The 6,296-nt window shown below is 69.8% G+C and carries 7 protein-coding genes; 4 read left to right on the top strand and 3 right to left on the bottom strand.

Annotation, left to right across the window (positions count from 1 at the left end; all coding sequences use genetic code 11):
- Positions 1-91: 91 nt before the first annotated feature.
- The 3 genes from RSA25_RS18575 to RSA25_RS18585 all read right to left on the bottom strand — a co-directional run bounded on the left by RSA25_RS18575 (position 92) and on the right by RSA25_RS18585 (position 2,590).
- Positions 92-913, bottom strand: a complete 822-nt coding sequence (locus RSA25_RS18575) for a hypothetical protein (RefSeq protein WP_332810309.1) — start codon at positions 911-913, stop codon at positions 92-94.
- Positions 914-1,130: 217 nt separating this feature from the next.
- On the bottom strand, positions 1,131-1,835 hold the full coding sequence (locus tag RSA25_RS18580) for a YceI family protein (RefSeq protein WP_332810310.1): 705 nt from the start codon (positions 1,833-1,835) through the stop codon (positions 1,131-1,133).
- Positions 1,836-1,999: 164 nt separating this feature from the next.
- Complete coding sequence (locus RSA25_RS18585) at positions 2,000-2,590, bottom strand: malonic semialdehyde reductase (RefSeq protein ID WP_332810311.1); 591 nt, start codon at positions 2,588-2,590, stop codon at positions 2,000-2,002.
- A gap of 128 nt (positions 2,591-2,718) precedes the next feature.
- Between RSA25_RS18585 and RSA25_RS18590 the strand changes: the two genes are divergently transcribed.
- The 4 genes from RSA25_RS18590 to RSA25_RS18605 all read left to right on the top strand — a co-directional run bounded on the left by RSA25_RS18590 (position 2,719) and on the right by RSA25_RS18605 (position 6,059).
- Positions 2,719-3,684, top strand: a complete 966-nt coding sequence (locus RSA25_RS18590) for a mitochondrial fission ELM1 family protein (protein WP_332810312.1) — start codon at positions 2,719-2,721, stop codon at positions 3,682-3,684.
- A 210-nt stretch (positions 3,685-3,894) separates the two neighbouring features.
- Entirely contained in the window at positions 3,895-4,758 is an 864-nt protein-coding gene (locus tag RSA25_RS18595) for a DUF2145 domain-containing protein (protein WP_332810313.1), read from the top strand.
- A 62-nt stretch (positions 4,759-4,820) separates the two neighbouring features.
- Positions 4,821-5,339, top strand: coding sequence for a hypothetical protein (locus RSA25_RS18600; protein ID WP_332810314.1), 519 nt, complete (start codon positions 4,821-4,823; stop codon positions 5,337-5,339).
- Between the two features lie 165 nt (positions 5,340-5,504).
- On the top strand, positions 5,505-6,059 hold the full coding sequence (locus RSA25_RS18605; protein ID WP_332810315.1) for a queuosine precursor transporter: 555 nt from the start codon (positions 5,505-5,507) through the stop codon (positions 6,057-6,059).
- The last annotated feature ends 237 nt before the right edge of the window (positions 6,060-6,296 follow it).

Consider the following 6,296-nt stretch of genomic DNA (forward strand, 5'->3'; position numbering starts at 1 on the left):
CCGCTGGCCGGCTCCCCGACCAACCATCCCCATGCGGCGCCAGGTTTCATGAAGAGCCGGCCAGCGGCCGGCACTACCGGCCACGTCGCGGTTACCGACCGCGCGCATCAACCATCACGCCGCGGTTGCCAGTCGCCGCCATGCGCCGCCAGCCATAACGCGTGGCCAGGCCGATCTCCAGCAGCACGCCGGCCATGATCAACAGCAGCGGCAGCAGCAGGCCGAGGTACAGGCCAGGCATCATGCTGGTGAGCTGGGCCTTGAGCAGGCGGATGGCGCCCTGGGTGTGCAGCAGCTCGTTCATGCGCATGCCCAGCGCTTCGCGGAACACGCGCTTGTCCACGCCGCTGTAACCGGCCGCCTCCTTGGACAGGCTGTCTTCCACCCATTGCGACATCAGCGCGCTGCGCACATGGCCCACGCCGGCGCGGGTCCAGCGTTTGATGGTGCCCTCGCCCTGCAGGTAATCCGCACCGGGCAGCGGGTGCGCGGCCAGGTACTCATCCACCACCTGGCGGGTGACCTGGTGCACGGTGGCATCGCTGCGCATGAGCGTGGCGAGTGCGGGGTCGTCCAGGGAGCGTTCGAAATCCACCATCCAGCTGGCGACCAGCGTCTGCAAGTGCGGCTGGAAGTGGTCGATCTGCTTGTAGAGGGCGCGCTGCGCGCCGGCGGTGAAGCCCAGCTGCAGGCCGGTGAAGCAGAACAGCAGCGGCAGCATCACCACGTGGGTGGCAATGGCGGCGTGGTGCCAGCGGTTGCGCCGGGCCAGCCAGCCGCGGCGGCGCATGGCCAGCCAGACGCCGATGCCGAGCAGCAGGCCGATCACCGTGCCCAGCACGCTGCCACCGATGAGGTCGCGCAGGCTGAGGCCGGTCCAGAATTCCATCATCCAGTAGTGTGCTTCTTGCACGGGTGTGCTCCTGTTGCGCGTGGGCGCGTTGTTGCGCCGGCGGTGGCTTGGCCCCGGCTTGGCCTCGTAGCGCCGACCGTCGGTCGGCGGCCGCTGGCCTTCAATGATACGCGACCGGTTGGCAGCGCCGCCGGCCAGCCGTAGGCGCGGCAGGTGGCCCACAAACAGAAAGCCCGCCTTTCGGCGGGCCTTGCACTGCGTTTACCTCATCGACCGATCAAGCAGCCGGCTTCTCGCCGGTGGCTTCGGTGGTGATGCGGATGTTCACTTCGTCGCTGACGTTCGGGGCATACGCGCCGACGCCGAAATCGCTGCGCTTGATGGTGGTGGTGGCGTCGAAACCGGCCGCCGGCACCTTGGCCATCGGGTGCTCGCCACCGCCGTTGATGGTGACATCCAGGGTCACCGGCTTGGTGATGTCCTTGATGGTCAGGTCGCCGGTGACGGTGAGCTTGTTGGTGCCAGCGGCTTCCACCTTGGTGCTCTTGAAGGTGGCGGCCGGGAACTTGGCGGCGTCGAAGAAATCGGCGCTCTTGAGGTGCTCGTCGAACTTGGCGGTGAAGCTGTTGAGGCCGGTCAGCGGCAGCTTCACTTCCACGGTGGACTTGGTGACGTCGGCCGCGTCATACACCAGGGTGCCTTCGGCAGCGCCGAAGTGGGCGGTCGGGTGCGAGAAGCCGAAGTGGCTCCACTGGGCCAGCACGTCGGTGTGGGTCGGGTCGAGCTTGTAGGTGCCCGAGGCGATCTGGATGGCCTCGGCGGCCGGGGCGGCAGCGGCGGCATCGGCGGCCGGGGTGGTGGTGGCAGCAGCGGCCGGGGCGGCATCGGCGGCCGGGGCAGCGGCCTGGTCGGCCGGCTTGGAGCAGGCGGCGATGGCCAGGGTGAGGGCCAGCGGCAGCAGCAGTTTGCGGGTCATGGTCATGTCAGGTCTCTCTCGAAAGCGAAGGGAAAAGAAGGAAGGTCAGGCAAACAACCCGTCTGCACGGACGGTCCCGGGGGCTGCCCGCCGCGTTCTGGCGGGCATGGGCCGGGCCGTCGCTGCGCGACGTCACGAACGGCGGGCGCCGTTGTATTGCGCGGGAACGCTTATTCGATGCGGGCCGCTTCGTCGAAGCTCAGGCGGGGCAGCCGGGCGAACAGGCCCGAGGCGTCACCGTACCCCAAGTTGACGAGGAAATTCGACTTGATCGCGGTGCCCTTGAAGAAGGCTTCGTCGACCTTGGCATTGTCGAAGCCGGACATCGGGCCGGCGTCCAGGCCCAGCGCGCGGGCGGCCAGGATCAGGTAGGCGCCCTGCAGGCTGCCGTTGCGGAATGCGCCTTCGGTGCGGCCTTCACGCGGGCCGTCGAACCACGCCTTGGCATCGGTGTGCGGGAACAGGTAGGGCAGTTTTTCGTGGAAGTCTTCGTCGAAGGCGACGATCACCGTGACCGGGGCGGCCAGGGTCTTGTCGTGGTTGCCTTCGGACAGCGCCGGGGCCAGCTTGGCCTTGGCTTCGGGGGTCTTGACGAACACAAAGCGCGCCGGGCTGCCGTTGGCAGCGGTCGGGCCCCACTTCAGCAGGTCGTACAGGGCCTGCAGCTGGCTGTCTTCCACCGGGGTATCCAGGAAGGCGTTCTGGGTGCGGGCGGTACGGAACAACTGGTCGAGCGCAGCATCGTTGAGTACGTTGGACATGAAGCCTCCGGATGACGGGAAATCGGGGCGACCCGGGCGCCCGTGATGGGGCGACGCGGCGATCGGCGAAGGCTGGCAGTGTAGAGTGTCGCGACAGTTGCAACACCCAGCCTGACTGAAACGAATTAATGCCATACGTGAAACGATCGAGTCCGCCCTGGACGATCACTGACGGCCGTGCCGGCAATGTGCGGCAAGCGGTGGCGCTGGCCTCCGCACTGAAACTGGGGGCGCACCAGCCGCTGGTATTGAGCCCGCGTGCGCCGTGGCGCTGGCTGGCGCCGCGCTGGCTGCCGGGCGCGGCGAGCGGCTTTGGCGAGTCCTTCAGGCAACTGGCGGCCGAGCCGCCGACGCTGGCGATCGGCTGTGGCCGGCAGGCGGCCGGGGCGCTGCGTGAACTGCGCCGGCGCGGCAGCCAGGTGGTGCAGATCCTGGACCCTCGCATCGGCGCATCGCACTGGGACCTGGTGGTGGTGCCCGAGCACGACCGCCTGCGCGGTGACAACGTGCTGACCCTGCTGGGCAGCCTCAACCCGGTCAACGACGACTGGCTGGCCTGCGGCCGCGCCGCGTTTGCCGCGTTCAGCGCACTGCCAGGCCCGCGCACCGCGCTGCTGGTGGGTGGCCCGACGCCGCACGCGCCGTGGCACGAGCCGGCGATGGTGCAGGTGTTCCAGCAGTTGGCCGCGCAGCTGCGTGCCGAGGGCGGCAGCCTGTTGGCCACCACCTCGCGGCGCACACCGCCGGCGCTGGTGGGCGCGCTGCGCAGTGCGTTCGCCGATGTGCCGCATGTGATCTGGGGCGACGGCGGCGACGGCGTGAACCCGTATGCGGGGTTGCTGGGGTGGGCCAACCGCGTGGTGGTCTCGCCCGATTCGGTGAACCTGCTGTCCGAGGCATGCGCCACGCGGATGCCGGTGGCGGTGGCGCTGGCCGACCAGGCGCAGGGGCGGCTGGCGCATTTCCAGCAGGCGCTGCGCGAGCGCGGGCGGCTGCAACCGCGTTGGCTGGATTGGCACACCGATGGCCGGGTGGAGCCGCTGCGCGAGACGGCGCGGGTGGCGGCCCAGGTGCGTGCACGGCTGCTCGATTGAGCCGTGACGGCAATGGCGCGGCGCGGGCGGTAGTCAGTGGACGCGCAGCGCAGGCAACCGGCGCTGCGCGACCGCAGGCGTGATCGCCGCTGCTGCTGCGCGCGCCAACCACTGAGAACCATAAGCGCGAAGCGTGCCCCAGGAAGCCCCAGGCGCTAGGCACGGCGCTATGATGCGCGCGCGGCACGGTGCCGCTGGAGTACCCACGCCATGGACGACACCCGCCCTGCACTGACCCGGTGCCTGCACCGCGCCCTGCTGTGCGCCGCCTTGCTGGGCGCGAGCGCCCTCGCCCACGCCGCGCCGCAATGCGTGGAGCGCCATCCCACGCCGGCGGCGCTGGCCTCGATGTTCGACGTGGCGCTGGCCACCACCGAGCGGCTGGATGCGCTGGACGAGGTGGACGTGGTGCTGGTGGCACGCGGTGGGCAGGACCTGAGCAGGTACGGATTGCGCCACAGCCACGTGGCCTTCCTGCTGCGCGAAGACGATGGCCAGTGGCGCGCGGTGCACCTGCTGAACCCGTGCAAGACCGCGCAGTCGCAGTTGTTCCGCGAAGGGGTGGCCACCTTCATCGGCGAGACCTCGGCGCATACCGACCTGCGCATCGGCGTGCCCACGCCGGCACTGCGCGCGGCGCTCAAGGCGATGCTGACCCAACCGGCCATCCAGGCGCGTGCGCTGCACGAGGCGCGCTACAGCGTGGTGGCCTATCCCTTCAGCACCGAGTACCAGAACTCCAACCAGTGGGTGCTGGAAGTGGTGGCCGCGGCGATGGCGCAGCTTGAGGACAACACGCTGATCGTCAACCGCACCCAGGCGCAGGCCTGGCTGCAGGCGCACCAATACCGCCCCAGCATGCTGCATATCGGCGTGGGCAAGCGGCTGGGCGCACGCTTCTTCGCCCCCAACGCAGCGGTGACCGACCACCCGGCCAGCGAGCGCATCTCGGGCAATTATTCGGTGGTGACGGTGGAATCGGTGTTCGACTTCGTGCAGCAGCGCAAGGGCCTGCAGATGGAGCTGCCGATCGCGCACGTGCCGGTGCCGGGCATCAGCGCGCCCAAGCCTTGAGCCGGCACCCCACCACGCCTTGCCCGCATACTGCCCCCTTCGGAACGCCCCAGGAGTTGCCCATGACACGGATCTGCCGCTTTGCCGTTTCCCCGCTGCTGGCCGTGGCCGTGTGCGCGGCCAGCCTGCCGGCCACCGCGCAGCAGTTCAGCACCCAGCACCCGGTGGCCAGCAGCGTGATCGTGACCTCGATGGCGAGCGCGGTGGTGATCACCGCACCGATCTGGCTGTTGTCGGCCGGAGTGAGCAAGGCCAGCGATGGTTCGGCCCGGCGCAGCCGTGCGCGCGCCGAGGCGAAGAAGGCCGGCCCGCTGCCGCCGTTGACGGTGGAAAAGGTGGAACGCACCGCCGAGGGCGGCGTGCAGATTGCGCTGCAGAACCCGCAGGCGCCGGACGAACCGGCGGTGCTGGCCTGGCCGGCACCGGCGCAGAGCCCGGTGGACACGGTGAAGGTAGGCGATGTGCTGGCCTTTACGCCCACCCCGGGCGGCGCTGGCTGGAACGTGGCCAATGCCGAGGGCATTACGCTGGCGTTCCTGCCGACCGACCCGGACTCCGCGCAGCCGAGCACGCGCTGGTAAGGCGCGACGCCAGGGCAGGTGATTGTGGGTGCCGTGGAGGCTGCCGCCCGTAGCGGTGGTGTCAGGGGGTCGGGCGTGCGCCCGAGGCAGATGAACCGGCGCGGGGTGGCCGCGGGCCGCCCAAGCCCGGATAATCCGCCGCTTCCCTCATTTCCCCGGTGCGCCATGTCCGTGCGTCCTTCGATCACCTTTGCCCCGTTGACCGCGCGCTCGCTGCTGCTGGCGGTGCTGGCCATGGGCGCGGTGGTGCTGGGCAGCAACGTGCTGGTGCAGTACCCGATCAACGACTGGCTCACCTGGGGCGCGTTCAGCTACCCGGTGGCGTTCCTGGTGAGCAACCTGATCAACCGCCGCTTCGGGCCGCAGGCCGCGCGCAAGGTGGCCTGGGCCGGGTTCGCGCTGGCGGTGGTGCTGTCGGTGTGGATCGCCACGCCGCGTATCGCGGTGGCCTCGTGCCTGGCCTTCATTGCCGCGCAGCTGCTGGACATCACCGTCTTCGACCGGCTGCGCCGCGGCCATTGGTGGCGCGCGCCGATGGTGGCCACCACCTGCAGCGCCACGCTGGATACCACCCTCTTCTGGAGCATCGCGTTTGCCGGCTCCAGCCTGCCGTGGGTGAGCTGGGCCGCCGGCGACCTGGCGGTGAAGCTCGCCATCGGCGTGTGCCTGCTGGCCCCGTTCCGCGCCTTGCTGTGGAAGATGGCCCCGCGCGCGGCATAGCGGGGGGTAGAGCCACCCCATGGGTGGCTGCGCTGCCATGCAAACGGTAGAGCCACTCCGTGAGTGGCTGCGCGGTGCCCGGCGAAAGGCAGCCACCCATGGGGTGGCTCTACCCAGGGGTGTGCGCGGTGTGCGTGGCGCCGGGGGCCATTCGCATCAACGGTACCGCAACGTTCTGCCAGGCAAACGGTAGAGCCACTCCGTGAGTGGCTGCGCGGTGCCCGGCGAAAGGCAGCC

The organism is Stenotrophomonas sp. (assembly GCF_036662295.1).
In the GTDB taxonomy this organism is placed as follows: Bacteria; Pseudomonadota; Gammaproteobacteria; order Xanthomonadales; family Xanthomonadaceae; genus Stenotrophomonas.

Bases quoted from the DNA above. Each gene is read 5' to 3' on its own strand.
- RSA25_RS18580 (WP_332810310.1), bottom strand. From the start codon at position 1,835: ATGACCATGACCCGCAAACTGCTGCTGCCGCTGGCCCTCACCCTGGCC.
- RSA25_RS18585 (WP_332810311.1), bottom strand. From the start codon at position 2,590: ATGTCCAACGTACTCAACGATGCTGCGCTCGACCAGTTGTTCCGTACC.
- RSA25_RS18590 (WP_332810312.1), top strand. From the start codon at position 2,719: ATGCCATACGTGAAACGATCGAGTCCGCCCTGGACGATCACTGACGGC.
- RSA25_RS18595 (WP_332810313.1), top strand. From the start codon at position 3,895: ATGGACGACACCCGCCCTGCACTGACCCGGTGCCTGCACCGCGCCCTG.
- RSA25_RS18600 (WP_332810314.1), top strand. From the start codon at position 4,821: ATGACACGGATCTGCCGCTTTGCCGTTTCCCCGCTGCTGGCCGTGGCC.
- RSA25_RS18605 (WP_332810315.1), top strand. From the start codon at position 5,505: ATGTCCGTGCGTCCTTCGATCACCTTTGCCCCGTTGACCGCGCGCTCG.